This is a genomic window from Ornithinibacillus halophilus, assembly GCF_900129485.1.
GTDB classification, from domain to species: domain Bacteria; phylum Bacillota; class Bacilli; order Bacillales; family Amphibacillaceae; genus Ornithinibacillus; species Ornithinibacillus halophilus.
The window spans coordinates 58118-73313 of sequence record NZ_FQVW01000003.1 but is presented as its reverse complement, the minus strand read 5'-3'; the positions used below and the strand labels follow the sequence as shown (position 1 = coordinate 73313).

Genomic DNA, 15196 nt, shown 5'->3' with positions numbered 1-15196 from the left:
GCTCTGCGCTTTTCTTGTTTACTTTTCAAAAGATAGCACTTGTTATCTTACTAGTCAATTCATCTTTGTTAACTAGGGTGTGTAATTCCTCATAATTATTTACATGAACCCCCAAGAACAGAATTATAATCCTTTCCGGGTCACTCTTTTAGGGGAAACAAGAATTCTTTAAACTAGATAAATGATTTAAAGATTGAGATAATCGTGTTAACAGGTTATTCAATATAATAAAAGCGGTGAAATGAATGTTGAAGGATACAGGGGAACGGGTTATTCCTGAGAAGATGAGTATTTTAAATGGGCTATTATTAGAACATCTAGCGAGATATCATTTTTCTGCTCACTATGTTTATGGAAGAGTGTTAGACTTTGCCAGTGGTTCAGGATATGGCACTCATATAATTGCCAAACAATGTAAAGATAAAGTGGATGAAGTAGTCGGAGTTGATATTAATCAAGATGCTGTGAACTATGCAAAGGCAAAATATTATCATCCAATCTCATCTTTTATAGAGGGGGATGTTGTAGACCCTACTTTACCAGAAGTATTGGGAGAGTTTGATTGTATATTAAGCTTTGAAACGTTAGAGCATATTCATGAAGAAGAACAATTTATGAAAAATATTTATAAAATGCTAAAGCCTGGAGGTGCTTTAATCCTTTCTACACCATTTGGAGAAGGTAGAGGAATACCGAGTGGTCAGGAATTCCATGTCCATCAATTAACGGTAAAAGAGTTTAAAGAGCTATTTAATGACTATCAAACGAAAGAGTTTTATTATCAAAAAGGTGTCGTGATAGAACCGGCACAGTCATCTGAGGAAAAAAATTATCCCTTGGGCATCGCCGTATGTAAAAAGTAGTTTATTAGGAAAACGGAAATTTGCATAAGCGATCATGTCGTTTTAGATAATAGATAAAACTAATCTGGGAGACTAGCTATGAAAGAATACTACTATGAAAAGCTACTGAACATAAATACAAAAGGGAAGCAGTCCTACCAAGAAAAGGATTTTTATCATCCTTATGAGCCGACACCCTATCGTGCATTAGAGGTTCTATTGGAGCATGTTTCTATTAATCAAGATGATTGTGTAGTTGACTTTGGTTGTGGAAAAGGTCGATTAAACTTTTATCTTCATTATTTCCATCATGTTAATGTGACAGGAGTGGAGAGAGACGGAAATTTCTATCAGCAGGCATTAGACAATTTAAAGAACTACAAAAAAGTGACTAAAAGGAATACGGAGAAGGTAAACTTTTATAATGGGATTGCTGAGGAGTATCCTATTAGTCATCAGGACAATCTGTTTTACTTTTTCAACCCTTTTTCAATCACCATTTTTATAAAAGTCCTTAATAATATTTTGTTATCCTACGAGCAATACAAAAGAGATATATCCATTGTGCTATATTACCCTTCTAAAGACTATATCTTTTACCTTGAAGACAATACCATCCTGGAAAGGAAGAAAGAAGTAATTGTTCCTGCGTATTATGAAAAAGATGATTCTGAACGGTTTTTAATTTATGGTTTTCCAAATTAAATATTTATTGCTATTAAAGGAACAATAATCCTATTAGTAGCAATAAAGGAGAATGATCATGGATAAAAACATGCAGTATGGTGATGATTATAAGTCAATACCGGCGACTTCAGTTGGTAGTGGGGTTGGGGTTGAACTTTTACCGGATATCTATTGTTATACGAATCAGATTGTAAATCTCTGTTTAGTAGGTAACCCACAGTCAGGTGATTTCGTGTTAGTTGATACTGGAATGCCAAACTCAGCAAATGAGATTATTACTGAAGTGGAAGAACGTTTTGGTGAAGGAAGCCAACCGAAAGCGATTGTGTTGACACATGGCCATTTTGACCACGTTGGTTCCATTATTGAATTGATTGACAGGTGGAATATTCCAGTATATGCACATGAGCTAGAAATACCATTTTTAACTGGAAAACAAAAGTATCCCGAGCCAGATGGATCAGTTGAAGGTGGGATGGTAGCAAAAATGTCCCCACTTTTCCCAAACGAACCAATTAATTTGGGCAACCATATAGAAGCCCTTCCTTCTGATGGAAAAATCCCACATTTACCAGAGTTTAAGTGGATCCATACGCCAGGGCATTCTCCTGGACATGTATCATTGTTTCGAGAGAGTGATAGAACTTTAATTACTGGAGATGCCTTTGTAACGGTAAGGCAAGAATATTTATACAAAGTGATGACACAAGAAAAAGAAATAAGTGGACCTCCAAGGTACCTTACAACCGATTGGAAAGCGGCGAAAGAATCTGTGATTAAGTTAAAAGAACTAAATCCATCTGTGGCTGTTACGGGCCATGGTGTTCCAATGACTGGTGATGAATTAACAACCAATCTAGAAAAATTAGTAAATGAATTTGATCAGATTGCCGTTCCAGATTACGGAAAATACGTGGATGATGAAAACCTACATTAATGGAAAAAACCGAACTAGCATTGAATCTAGTTCGGTTTTTTAACTGAATGGACAAATATTCCTTAATTAGGCTGTAAAAAGATTATGTGTTGGTTTTTTGGACAAATGTTCCTTTATTACCCAAAAAGTTACGTGTATCCGTGTGAATTTAGTAAAATAGCGTACCATATGTCCAAAAAGGATCTCTTAGAATCGATTGTACGCTCCATGCATTACTGGTCCAACATATTCATTTAACTTCCAACCATGTTCAATAGCTTTTGATACAAAAGCTTTTGCTGCTTCCACAGATTCTCTTACACTTTTTCCATGTGCTAGGTTAGATGTAATAGCAGCAGCAAATGTGCAGCCTGCACCATGATTATAAGTTGTATCTATTTTGTCATTTTCCAACAGAACAAACTCATTACCATCATAGAAAAGGTCTACTGCTTTCTCATGTTCCAAGGCAGTTCCACCTTTGATCACCACATTCTTCGCACCTAATTCGACAATAATTTTAGCAGCTTCTTTCATTCCAACCATTGTTTTGATAGGACCAGTTTTAGCTAATTGACCAGCTTCAAAAAGGTTCGGTGTAGCAATAATGGAACGTGGGAGTAAGAATTCACGCATAGCAACCGTATTTTCAGGCTGAAGTACTTCATCTTCTCCTTTACAAACCATTACAGGATCAAGAACATACTTATCTATGTTAAACTCATCAATCTTTCGTGCACCAAGTTCAATAATGTCGACAGATCCAAGCATTCCACTCTTCATTGCATCGACACCCACAGATAGAATGGTATTTAATTGGTTCTCAACAATGCCTGTATCAATAGCAGTTACACCATGGCTCCAGTGATTATTGGGATCCATTGTTACAATAGATGTAAGTGCGGTCATACCGTACACATTATTTTCTTGAAAAGTCTTTAAGTCTGCTTGTATACCTGCTCCTCCACTTGAATCGGATCCAGCGAAAGTTAGGGCTTTTTTCATTGTCATACAGTCGTACCCCCTAAATTGAAATTTTTCACTCTTATAGAATATACTAAATTACTACTCATGAAAAGTGTTTAAACCTAGTTTATTACTCGGAATTCACCACTATAGAATCCAAAGTAGAATGATAGATGTTGAGAATAAGGATAAAACTGTTGATAACAAAATAAAAGCAGGTACTTCTCTCGTTAAGGTTTGGTATCTTTCAGAAAATACATTTACCATCGCACCAGTTGGGAGTGATGATAAAATCACAATTGTAGCTGCCCACACATGATTATTAACAGGAAAAACTAAATATACTAGGAAATAAGCAAATAATGGTAACAGTATTAGTTTAAATAGAAGAAGCACAAACATTTCTGATTTGCGAAAAGCGTAACTAAGTAAATCCTTCCTTTGGCTTGCTAATCCTAGACCTAGCGAGAATAAGGCTGTTGGACCGGCTGCTGCTCCTAATGTATCAGCAAATACAAGTAGTGGTTCCGGTGTGGGAATCTGCAAAAATGCTATTGAAAATCCGATTAAAAGTGATCCATTAATAGGATTAAGAAACACAGACTTTAGAATTACCTTTATTGTTTGAAGAAAATCTCCATCTGATTTTTGTTTTAAAACTTCAAAGGATGAGATAACCATAATTAAAATGACTAAATCATAGATTAAAATTGAAATCGCAACTGGTATTGCTGCCGCCTGGCCAAAAATAGCAATAATCAATGGAATACCCAAAAATCCTGTGTTCCCATATGTAGTCATCATTCCGTACATCGTTAATTCTTGTAATGGTTTTTTGTATACAATCTTAAAAAATATAATAGTGAATAGATAAAAACCAATGATTAATAGTATATTTGCAAGGATAAAGTTAGCGTTTGTTAGTTGATTGACAGGGGCTGTTGCAATTGAGAAAAATAACAATGCAGGTAAAGAAAAATAATAAACGAACGAATTGAGGGACGAAGCTGCACTATTAGGTAATAGATTCATTCTCCCAGCTACAAACCCTGCTAGAATAATAGCAAATAATGGAATAACAGCATTAAAAATAATCGACATCATGACACTCCTAGTATGAATTTTCTATCTAATAAACATATCATAAGTAAAGTGATTATTATAGAAATCAAATTAATAGACAAAATACTGGAATGGAATTATACTTAGTATATCTTTAATTCAAGATATTTTAATTAAGGACTAATTGCTACTAGGAGGAATAATCACTATGTTAAAAATAGGAATTGTTTTAGGAAGTGTACGTCAAGGTCGTAATGGAGAAGCAGTAACGAAATGGACTTATGATTTCGCTACAAAGCGCAATGATAATGTTGAATATGAAATTGTCGACCTTGCTAACTATAAATTACCACTTTTAGGTGCAGAAGTGTCTGAAGCACAACAAGAAGAAGCAGGAGAGGCAATTAAAGCTTGGTCAGAAAAAATGGCATCATTTGATGGATATATTTTCGTAGTACCAGAATACAATCATGCTGTAGGTGGTGCATTCAAAAACGCAATGGATTACCTAAAAGCAGAAGTAGGCAACAAAGCAGCAGGTATGGTTGGATATGGTAGCTTAGGTGGAGTTCGTGCACATGAAAATCTACGTCTCATCTTAGGTGAGTTGCAAGTTGCTGATGTTCGTACAGCAGTTACATTCTCACTAATGACAGACTTTGAAAACATGAGTGTATTCAAACCTGCTGATTATCATGAAACAAACGCTAACGACATGCTAGATCAAGTTATTACATGGAGCAAAGCATTAAAAACAGTTCGTGAAGAAGCAACTACAAACGCGTAAAATATTATAATATATATTGAAAAAACCTCACCATTTGGTGGGGTTTTTGTAGTTACATGGTAACATTCTTACATGAACTGTGCTCAAATAGCAACAACCTCTATAAATCATTTAGTTTTTTTAAAACGTCATCTAGTGTTGGTAATGTTGTCATAGCTCCTTTAGCGGATGCTGCTAAAGCTCCCGATATGGATGCAAACCGAGCCATTTCTTCTGCCTCATCTAATCGTAAATACTCAAGAGATTGATGATTTTCATGGATAGAATATAAAATCCCTGATACATATGCATCACCTGCACCTGTAGTATCAATCGCTTCAACCTTTAGGGCAGGAATATGAACTGTTCCATCTTTTGTATGTACATAAGAACCTTTTGCTCCTAATGTAACAAGAATAAGAGGAATATCGTATTTTTCCAAAGCTTCTAACCCATCTTCAATTCGGTTCTCTCCAGTAATGAATGCTAGTTCTTCTTCGGATACCTTTAAGATATCTGCCTTGGGTAACATGGATATGATTGTCTCTTGAGCAATTTCTTCATCTGGCCACAAGCTTAAACGTACATTTGGATCAAAAGAGATGATCATATCATTATATTCGGCTAGCTCTACAGCGTATTTTGTTGCTTCTTTTATAGGGTTGTTGATGAGAGATATAGAACCAAAGTGAAAAATCTTATGTGTTTCAAATAGCTCTTTATTAATATTTGTTTTACTCAACTTTTGGTCTGCGCTAGGATTAATATAAAAATCAAAGCTTCTTTCTCCATCTTCAGTATTTGTTACAAAAACGAGTCCAGTTCTCGTATCTGTTGAGAATTGCATTTGTGAGATATCTACACCATAATTATGTAACACATTTTGTAAGAAACTTCCTAATACATCCTTACCAACCATTCCAAGAAATAGAGATGGTAAACCTAATCTGGCTAGACCAACAGCAACATTTGCTGGAGCGCCACCAGGACTTTTAAAATAAGTAGAATTGGTGTGGTCAGTAGGAATGAAATCGATTAATGCTTCTCCCATGGAAATAATTCCATTTTTCATTTTTTCTAACCCCTTCCTAGAAATTCATGTACCCATAATTAAAGCAAAAGGAGGAAAGCTAATCATAGCTTCCCTCCTTTTCATAAGACATGGCATTATTTTTAATAAGGATAACGTATCTGCAATTATATTTCAACTTAATAGCAACAAGACTACATAAATAGTCCCGGACATTAGTTGATATTCCTGAATAAAAATGGTATTATAAAACAGTCAGACTGTATTATTCTAACTTAGATATAATAACTCAATTATATTATATCAAACAGTAAAGTGAAAGTCAACAATTTTAACGAAAGAGGTTGATCAAATGAGTAATAAAGCGAATGAACGAGCTACTGAACAAAAAAGAGTGGACGAAGTAATTCATGAAATCAACCAGAAGGCCCAGGAGTTATATGCAAAATCGAAAGGAATTAAAGAAAGTGTAATTGAACTTCGTAAAACTTTCTGGGATGATGTCACGGTAAATATTGATGAACCAGATGACATCATTGAAACAGAAGCAAGTATAAAACAACAAGCTGAGTTATTGACGCAAAAAGAATCTGCTCACGGTAAGTTAGATCAACAATTAAAAATACTAATACGGTTAAAGGATTCTCCATACTTTGGAAGGATCGACTTTATAGAAGAGGGGTTGTCTGAAAAGGAAGCAATCTATATCGGGGTAGCCTCTCTGATGGATCGAAACGATGAGGATTTCCTTGTATATGATTGGAGAGCACCGATATCAAGTCTTTACTATGATTTCCCACCAGGTAAGGCATCTTATGAAACGGTGGATAGTAAGATACACGGAGAAATTAAATTAAAGAGGCAATTTATCATTAGGCAGGGAAAACTTAAAGGAATGTTTGATACGGGTTTAACAATAGGTGACCAATTATTACAAAATGCATTAGGCAATACAGCTAGTACGACGATGAAAAGTATTGTTGCCACCATTCAACAGGAACAAAATAAAATTATTCGAAATGAAAAAAGTGATCTTCTAGTAGTACAGGGTGTTGCTGGAAGTGGAAAAACATCTGCTGCATTACAACGAATTGCCTATCTATTATACCGATATCGAAAAGAGTTAAATAAAGATAATGTCGTGATGTTTTCTCCAAACCCTTTATTCTCTAGTTATATAACAAATGTGCTTCCGGAACTAGGGGAAGAGAATGTACGTCAAACAACATTCTTAAATTATTTAAGAGATCGAGCAGTGGGTAACGTTGAAATTGAATCCCCTTTTGAACAGATGGAATATGTGTTAACTGCTAAAGGAAATCCTGACTATGAGATCCGAATAGAAAATATGAATTACAAATCAAGTGTAGAATTTAAAAATCATATCGATGATTATCTTCTGAATTTGATACAAGAAGGAGTACATTTTAAAAATATTACGTTCCAGGGCAGAATTTTGATCTCTAAAGAGGAGATATATGAATACTTTTATTCTTTTGATGCTGAAATTTCTATTCCGAATCGTGTGGAACGAGTGGCAAAATGGTTATTACATGAGTTGCGAAAACATCAAAAGGAAGAAATATATAATGATTGGGTCATGGAACAGGCAGAGTTGTTAGATAAAGAAGACTACTTAAAAGCTTATTATGAAGAACAAAAGGTAGACGAAGACATAAATCTAGAAGAGGAAATTTTGCGCAAAGAGATTGTAAAGAGAGTTTTTTCTCCGATTAAAAAACAAGTGAAGAGATTTCAATTTGTTAATGTATTGGCGACCTATTATCGGTTATTTACGGAGTGGAATGGAAATAAACCAATCCAATGGGAAAAAATAGCTAACTTTACGGCAAAGAATATTACTAAGCGATTTTTGCCTTGGGAGGATGCTGCTCCTTACGTATATTTTCAAGGGAAACTAATAGGAGATTATTCGGATCGTTCGGTGAGACACCTATTTATAGATGAAGCTCAGGACTATTCAGCATTTCAATTTGCCTATATTCGTGAGTTATTCCCACATACAAGAATGACCCTATTAGGGGATATCAATCAGGCGATTTATGCGAATACATCGAAGGAAAATCCACTCATACCCGATACCATGGTGAGAAAACATGAACGAATCACATTAACGAAAAGTTACCGATCAACTAGGCAAATCGTTGAATTTACAAAGTATTTTGCCCCTGGTGGAGAGATGATCGAACCATTTAATCGGGATGGTGATTTGCCAAAACTTATTATTCAAGAAGATCAGAATTTAAACGATTTATTGTTGGCAAATTTGGAGGAACTTCGGAATAAGGGGAATGAAACCATTGCGATTATTACGAAGACACTTCAAGAAAGTGAAACAATACACGAGAGGTTAAGGGAGAAAACCGATATTTATCTAATTGATGAAGAAACCTATACCTTCCAAAAGGGGTTATTAGTGCTCCCTGTTTATTTAGCAAAAGGAATTGAATTTGATGGTGTCATAATTCCAGATGCTTCAGCAAAGTGTTATTCCGAGGAATCAGACCGTACGCTATTTTATACAGCATGTACGAGAGCGATGCATGATTTGGTGATGATTTCAGATGGAGAAGCATGTAAGTTTATTCAAGAGACACCTAGTGATACGTTCGAAGTGATAAACGAATAACAACAGTAAGTGTGCGTCCTTAGTCATTGGCTAAGGGCGCTTTTATTGATTAGTGGGTGGAGGAGAGCTGTAGAATGGGTGATTCCCGATTAATTAATGAAACTCACTGATAAACCATCTGAAATTGCTGATAAAATAGTCGAGTTTCCCGATTAACTTATCTAATTGGCCGATAAAAATCATAAATTCCCGATACCATAGAATGAAGGGATTTTGCTACATGTGGAACTGGTAGTAAGTTCCTGCATCAATTTTAACCTGACTAAATTTCGTCAATTAAATGTCAAGTATTTGTCACGTATGTGTGATGCATATCACTTAAAATCATTTATACTATGTATATAGGGAAAACCTGAAAAGATAAGGATTATACACTAATCCACACATATATATATAAAGGCTTGTTCACTATTGAACTTGTGTCTTTGATTTTCATCTGCATATTAGGAGGTTATTTAATGCTATTTGAACAAGATCCGGTTTTAATGAGTCGCTTACTTACGACATTAACGCTGGGATTCCATATTATTTTTGCAACGCTCGGTGTTGGAGTTCCATTAATGATCTCCATTGCTGAATTTATTGGGATTAAGAGGCAAGACCCTCATTATCTAATGCTTGCTAGACGATGGGCAAGAGGTTTTCTAATTACGGTGGCAGTAGGGGTTGTAACGGGAACGGCAATTGGTTTGCAGTTATCCTTACTATGGCCAAACTTCATGCAAGTTGCTGGGAACGTAATTGCACTTCCATTATTTATGGAGGTATTTGCCTTTTTCTTCGAAGCAATCTTTCTAGGTATTTATTTCTACACTTGGGACCGATTCAAAAACCCATATATCCACTGGATGTTAACAATTCCTATAGTCATTGGAGCAGGAATGTCTGCTGTCTTTATTACAACTGTTAACGGATTTATGAATACCCCTGATGGATTTTTACTTGAAAACGGTCACTTTGCTGCTGTTAACCCGATTGCTGCTATGCTAAACCCAGCAACTCCGACGAAAGTATTTCATGTATTAACAACAGCATATTTAACGGTTGCTGCGGTACTCGCTTCGATTACAGCATTTATGATATTAAAAAAGAAAACTTCAGATTATCATAAAAAAGCGCTAAAACTAACGATGAGCTTAGTATTTATTTTTGGTATTTTATCTGCACTTGCCGGAGATTTCTCTGCTAAATTTTTAGCAGAACATCAGCCAGAAAAATTAGCTGCAGCAGAATGGCATTTCGAAACTGAGGAAGGTGCAGACCTTATTTTATTCGGTTGGTTAAATGATGCACATGAAGTAATAGGCGAAATTCGTATTCCTAATTTCCTAAGCTTCCTGGCTTATGGGGATTTTAATGCAGAAGTAACTGGATTAGAAGAATTTCCAGAGGATGAGATTCCGCCATTATGGATTCACTATATGTTTGACCTAATGGTAATGATCGGGTTTGCTTTAATTGGGATTGCCTTTTTATATTTAATTTTAAGTAAAATGAAAAAGCTTAATGAGCACAATAAAGGGATGTTATCTCTAATTGTCCTAAGTGGACCATTAGCAATGTTGGCAATTGAATTTGGCTGGGTTTTTGCCGAGGAAGGTCGTCAACCATGGATCATCCGTGGGTATATGACTGTGGAAGAAGCAGCCACAACTTCACCTTATGTAGGCTTGATGTTTATCCTGTTCTTAGGTTTATATATCGTGCTTGGAGTGTTGTGTGTTGTTATACTACGAAAACTTTTCCGAAATAGTCCAGTTGAAGACGAACTTGAGAAACAATACCCAACAATAGAAAAGGGTGATTCTGAATGAGTTATGAAATTATAGGTATCACTGTACTTTGGTTGTTTTTATATGGTTATTTAATTGTAGCATCTGTTGACTTTGGAGCGGGCTTTTTTGCCTACTATGCACGGATAACAAAAAAGGACCATATCATTAATCGGCTAATACAGCGTTACCTTTCCCCTGTTTGGGAAGTTACAAATGTATTTTTCGTGTTTTTCTTTGTAGGGGTAGTTGGTTTCTTCCCAGATACAGCGTATTACTATGGAACTTCACTTCTAGTTCCTGGAAGTATTGCTATTATTCTACTCGCAATCAGAGGATCCTTTTATGCCTTTGAAAATTACGGATCAAAACAGAGCAATGTTTATATGTTTTTATATGGAGCTACCGGATTATTCATTCCAGCATCCCTATCAGTTGCGTTAACGTTATCTGAGGGTGGTTTTATCGTAGAGGAGAGTGGAACTGTTACATTAAATTATCTAGATTTATTCACGAGTCCACTTTCTTGGAGTATTGTTGGTTTGGCTGTTGTGTCAGTATTATTTATTAGTTCGGCTTTCCTAACATTCTATGCATCTCGTGCGAATGATCAAGCTGCACTAAAACTTGTTCGGGGCTATGCACTGTTCTGGAGCACGCCAACAATCATTGCTGCACTTACTGCATTTATCTTTTTAGGTCAGCATAATGAACGACACTTTAATAATATGATGGACCTGTGGTGGATGCTAGGTTTATCAGTAGGATTTTTCATGATTGCGATGTTTTTACTCTACATTGGTAAATACTATGGATTAGCATTTATTAGCATTATGCTCCAATTCTTCTTTGCGTTTTTTGCTTACGGAATTGGTCATTATCCATTCATCTTAGATCCGTATATTACAGTTCAAAGCAGTGCGACACATGAATCCATGGGAATTGCATTAGTAGTTGTATTTATTGCCGGATTACTATTATTAATTCCTTCGTTAATTCTATTAATGAAGTTATTCTTGTTTGATGCAGACTATATTAAGGGGAAAAAATGATATAGGAGATTTGCTATGAAAAGCCTAAAAGAAATCGCATCAAATCAAAAAAAGGATAGGTTGTTTTTATTAGTTATTGCCGTATTTATTGGTGTAATGATTGTTACCCAATCTTATTTAATTGTAAGAGTCATTGATGATATATTTTTACGTCAAAAATCCTTTCAAGATGTCCTTCCATTATTGGGAGGACTGTTATTTATCATGTTGTTAAGAACCTTCTTCAACTATGTGAAATCTAAGCGAGGAATTCGGATGGCAACACGAGTAAAACGAGATTTCCGAAAAGAACTACTCACTCATTTTACTTCTAAGCCCGTTCACCTCTCTCAGCAAGGACAAACAGGCCATAAGGTAAGTATCATGATGGATGCCGTTGATGAGGTTGATAATTATTTTAGTAGTTATATTCCCCAAGTAATGGTTACCACTTTTGTGCCTATTCTAATTTTGATTGTGGTTATGACACAGCATATTAACTCTGGCCTAATTATGCTTATTACTGCACCATTTATTCCTATTTTTATGATGATTATCGGTATGAAAACAAAAGCAAAATCAGAAGAACAAATGGAAAAGCTTGCTGCATTTTCAGGGCGATTTCTAGATACATTACAAGGGTTAACTACTTTAAAATTATTTGGTCAGGCGAAAAAACAAAAAGAAACGATCAAACAAAGTAGCCTTGGATTTCGAGATGCTACGATGGAAATATTAAAAGTTGCTTTTACCTCCTCATTTATGCTTGAAGTCGTGATGATGCTTAGTATAGGAATTGTTGCACTAGAATTAGCGATTCAATTGATTATTTACCAAAGCATATCTTTTTTCACTGCATTCTTTATCCTGTTGCTAGTTCCTGAATTTTTTACGGCATTAAAAGAGTTAGGAACAACTTTTCACAATGGAAGGACTAGTATGGGAGCAGCCCAAAATATAATTGATGAATTAGCAAATAAAGACGAATCCGTTCAATGGGGAGAGAAGTCCCTCGATGATGAGAGTTTTACGATGTCACTATCAGGGGTGGACTTTAGCTATGGTGAGGGAACGTTTACGTTGGCTGATATTCATGCTAAATTCCCGTCAAACGGTCAGGTAGCTATTGTAGGTAGAAGTGGATCAGGTAAATCAACCCTCCTACAACTAATTGCTGGATTGTTACGTCCAACTAAGGGAGAAATAACAATAAATAGTGTATCGTTACACGAATATGCAGAAAAAGATTGGTATAACCGGTTAGCTTACATCACACAACATCCTTATATATTCTCAGGAACCATTGCTGAAAATATTGCAATAGGAACGTTGAAAGAATCCACCCTGAAAGAAGTAAAACAAGCTGCAGAGGAAGCTGGTCTCCATAAGATGATCCAATCCTTAGAAAAGGGATATGATACTCAAGTTGGTGAAGCAGGAAGAGGGTTATCAGGTGGAGAGAAACAACGTTTAGCGCTTGCGAGGGCATTTCTGAAACAACCATCGATTATTTTATTTGATGAGCCGACTACCGGCCTGGACATAAAAACCGAACAGATTTTACAGGAATCAATGAAGAAGCTAACGGAGAATTCGATGGTAATTACGGTTGCGCATCGCCTTCATACGATTAAGAATGCAGACCTCATTTTGTTTCTAGATAAAGGACGGTTGATTGCTTCTGGAACACATGAAAAATTAATGGAATCCTCACTAGAATACAAGGTGATGGTCTCTGTTCAAAAAGGTGGTAGGGAATTATGAAAGACTTAGCATTTGTTACTCGATTAGTTGCACTGGAAAAACGCGATATTTTATACTCTATTCTATTTGGGTTTATTGCTGGAATTTCTGCTGTTGGTCTTTTTGCGGCTAGTGGTTATTTAATTTCTAAGTCTGCTTTTGCCCCCCCTTTATATGCGCTAATTATATTAACTTCAACAGTTAAACTACTTGGATTTACACGCGCTATGAGTAAATATGCTGAGCGTTATTTTTCTCATCGAGCTACATTTACGATACTAAGTAATGTTCGAGTTGCTTTTTTTGAAAAACTTGAACCGTTGGCACCAGGTATCTTTCAAAAATATCGTAGTGGGGATTTATTAGCTCGAATTGTTGGAGATGTTGAAAGTCTACAAAATTTTTTTATCCGTGTTTTTTATCCACCAATTGTGCTAATAATGGTTTTCTTAAGTACAGTACTATTTACAACATTCTTTTCTGTATATATTTCGATTATTATTTTAGTCGGTTTAATTTTGACGACATTTCTTGTGCCTGCACTATTTTCGTTAAGACAAGCAAAAATCGACAGTGCTATTCGCCAGGAGAGAGGTAAGCTTTCGACAGAAGTAACGGAATTTCTTCATGGATACCGAGATTTAAAGATATATCAACGGTTGGGGGAGAAAGGAAATAAAGTAGAAGCAACTGCCAATCAATATTTATCAAAACAAGAAACAGAGAGTATCCATAAAATCAGAAACCAATCGATTAATGCTTTTATTGCTTTGTTTATAACTTGGACGGTCTTGGTGATAGGTGCTTTATTAGTAGTAAATGGCCAGTTAGAAGGTATTTTCCTAGCAATGCTGTTAATGATTTCAATAACAGCTTTTGAAGATGTTGGGCCAATGGGAGTATTTCCTATTTATCTCCAAGAAACAAGGACAGCATCATCCAGATTAGTGGATGTGGTGAATGAGGAAGTAAAGTATGAAGAACTAGACGATCTTAAATTGACTGATGCTCCTACTATCAAAATAGATAAAATTACATTTGCTTTTTCGGGTGAATGGAGGAATGCTATACAAGATGTCTCAATGGATTTACCGACTGGTTCAAAAACAGCTATAGTAGGGCCGAGTGGTTCTGGGAAGTCTACCCTTTTACTGCTAATCCTCAAGATGATTGAAGCAGAAAAGGGAAACGTAATGTTTAATGATAAATCAATTAATCAATTATCGGAGGAAAGCATCTGGAAAGAGTGTAATGTTGTTTTACAAGAGAACCATTTCTTCTTTGGAACGATTCGAGACAATTTACAATTAGCCGGGGAGCATTTAACCGATGAAGAACTGGCAGATGTATTATCCAAGGTAAACTTAGATGATTTTCAACTAGATGATCCAGTGCTTGAAAAAGGAGACAATCTCTCTGGTGGGGAAAAACAACGATTAGCAATTGCTAGAGCAATCTTAAAGCAAGGGAAATTATGGTTATTAGATGAACCAACATCATCAGTGGATGCATTAACAGAAAAATTTATATTTGAAAACTTATATCAAGAAGCTAAAGAAGATACGTTGGTATTAGTTAGTCATCGATTAGGTAGTTTAGAAAAAATGGATCAAATTATTGTTATGGATCAAGGGAAGATTGTTGAATCAGGTACATTTGATGAGTTAATAGCAGCAAAAGGGTACTTTTATCAAATGAAAGAGATAGAAAAAGGATTGTTATAGAAGAGGT

Annotated in this window: 12 protein-coding genes; 9 read left to right on the top strand and 3 right to left on the bottom strand. The window is 35.6% G+C overall.

Features of this window, described 5'->3' with window-relative positions:
* The first annotated feature begins 245 nt into the window (after positions 1-245).
* The 3 genes from BUB12_RS03605 to BUB12_RS03595 all read left to right on the top strand — a co-directional run bounded on the left by BUB12_RS03605 (position 246) and on the right by BUB12_RS03595 (position 2466).
* Positions 246-863: a class I SAM-dependent methyltransferase gene (locus tag BUB12_RS03605; RefSeq protein WP_072888125.1), complete on the top strand. Its 618-nt coding sequence runs from the start codon at positions 246-248 to the stop codon at positions 861-863.
* Positions 864-941: 78 nt separating this feature from the next.
* Positions 942-1547: a class I SAM-dependent methyltransferase gene (locus tag BUB12_RS03600; RefSeq protein WP_072888123.1), complete on the top strand. Its 606-nt coding sequence runs from the start codon at positions 942-944 to the stop codon at positions 1545-1547.
* A gap of 58 nt (positions 1548-1605) precedes the next feature.
* A complete protein-coding gene (locus BUB12_RS03595; RefSeq protein ID WP_072888122.1) occupies positions 1606-2466 on the top strand; it encodes an MBL fold metallo-hydrolase in 861 nt (286 codons plus the stop codon).
* A 186-nt stretch (positions 2467-2652) separates the two neighbouring features.
* On the opposite strand, the gene pdxK is transcribed toward BUB12_RS03595, so the two are convergent.
* Both pdxK and BUB12_RS03585 read right to left on the bottom strand, forming a co-directional pair.
* Complete coding sequence (gene pdxK, locus BUB12_RS03590) at positions 2653-3456, bottom strand: pyridoxine/pyridoxal/pyridoxamine kinase (protein ID WP_072888120.1); 804 nt, start codon at positions 3454-3456, stop codon at positions 2653-2655.
* Between the two features lie 102 nt (positions 3457-3558).
* Positions 3559-4512 carry an AEC family transporter gene (locus tag BUB12_RS03585; RefSeq protein ID WP_072888118.1) on the bottom strand — a complete coding sequence of 318 codons (954 nt, stop codon included), beginning with the start codon at positions 4510-4512 and terminating at the stop codon, positions 3559-3561.
* Between the two features lie 169 nt (positions 4513-4681).
* On the opposite strand from BUB12_RS03585, the gene BUB12_RS03580 reads away from it, so the two are divergent.
* Complete coding sequence (locus BUB12_RS03580; protein ID WP_072888116.1) at positions 4682-5260, top strand: NADPH-dependent FMN reductase; 579 nt, start codon at positions 4682-4684, stop codon at positions 5258-5260.
* Between the two features lie 100 nt (positions 5261-5360).
* Here BUB12_RS03580 and BUB12_RS03575 read toward each other — a convergent pair whose 3' ends face one another.
* The gene (locus tag BUB12_RS03575) at positions 5361-6311 is read right to left on the bottom strand and encodes an aminoimidazole riboside kinase (RefSeq protein WP_072888114.1); all 951 of its coding nucleotides are present in this window, start codon (positions 6309-6311) and stop codon (positions 5361-5363) included.
* A gap of 310 nt (positions 6312-6621) precedes the next feature.
* Here BUB12_RS03575 and helD point away from each other — a divergent pair, with 310 nt between their 5' ends.
* The 5 genes from helD (at position 6622) to cydC (ending at position 15189) form a co-directional block, all read left to right on the top strand.
* On the top strand, positions 6622-8919 hold the full coding sequence (gene helD / locus BUB12_RS03570) for an RNA polymerase recycling motor HelD (protein WP_072888112.1): 2298 nt from the start codon (positions 6622-6624) through the stop codon (positions 8917-8919).
* A 458-nt stretch (positions 8920-9377) separates the two neighbouring features.
* Positions 9378-10733: a cytochrome ubiquinol oxidase subunit I gene (locus BUB12_RS03565; RefSeq protein ID WP_072888110.1), complete on the top strand. Its 1356-nt coding sequence runs from the start codon at positions 9378-9380 to the stop codon at positions 10731-10733.
* Positions 10730-11743, top strand: a complete 1014-nt coding sequence (locus BUB12_RS03560; RefSeq protein ID WP_072888108.1) for a cytochrome d ubiquinol oxidase subunit II — start codon at positions 10730-10732, stop codon at positions 11741-11743. Before BUB12_RS03565 ends, BUB12_RS03560 begins: the two co-directional genes overlap by 4 nt.
* A 15-nt stretch (positions 11744-11758) precedes the next feature.
* Positions 11759-13486, top strand: a complete 1728-nt coding sequence (gene cydD, locus BUB12_RS03555; RefSeq protein ID WP_072888106.1) for a thiol reductant ABC exporter subunit CydD — start codon at positions 11759-11761, stop codon at positions 13484-13486.
* On the top strand, positions 13483-15189 hold the full coding sequence (gene cydC, locus BUB12_RS03550; RefSeq protein WP_072888104.1) for a thiol reductant ABC exporter subunit CydC: 1707 nt from the start codon (positions 13483-13485) through the stop codon (positions 15187-15189). The genes cydD and cydC overlap by 4 nt, the downstream gene beginning before the upstream one ends.
* Positions 15190-15196: the final 7 nt, after the last annotated feature.